This is a genomic window from Dellaglioa sp. CoH-57-MRSF-20, assembly GCF_056781955.1.
The window spans coordinates 1-372 of record NZ_JBXAXV010000162.1; the positions used below are offsets into that span (position 1 = coordinate 1).

The following is a 372-nucleotide window of genomic DNA, read 5'->3' on the forward strand; positions in this document are numbered from 1 at the left end:
CCTGCGGCTGGATCACCTCCTTTCTAAGGAATATTACGGAAACCTACACACTTGTCGAAAATTTGTTTAGTTTTGAGAGATCTACTCTCAAAAGCGTTTACGGGCCTATAGCTCAGCTGGTTTAGAGCGCACGCCTGATAAGCGTGAGGTCGATGGTTCGAGTCCATTTAGGCCCATTTACCAATTAATAAAATACCCATTATGGGGCCTTAGCTCAGCTGGGAGAGCGCCTGCCTTGCACGCAGGAGGTCATCGGTTCGATCCCGTTAGGCTCCATTGACAATATTAATTGTCGAATTTGTTCTTTGAAAACTAGATAATATTTATTAAATTTTTAAGCAATAAGCCGAGAAACACCGCGTTTTATTAGTT

At 42.7% G+C, this 372-nt stretch carries 2 tRNA genes; both read left to right on the forward strand.

From position 1 onward, the window contains the following. Window positions 1–101: 101 nt before the first annotated feature. Window positions 102–176, forward strand: a tRNA-Ile gene (locus AC1RPN_RS08615). A gap of 27 nt (window positions 177–203) precedes the next feature. After that, window positions 204–276, forward strand: a tRNA-Ala gene (locus tag AC1RPN_RS08620). Window positions 277–372: the final 96 nt, after the last annotated feature.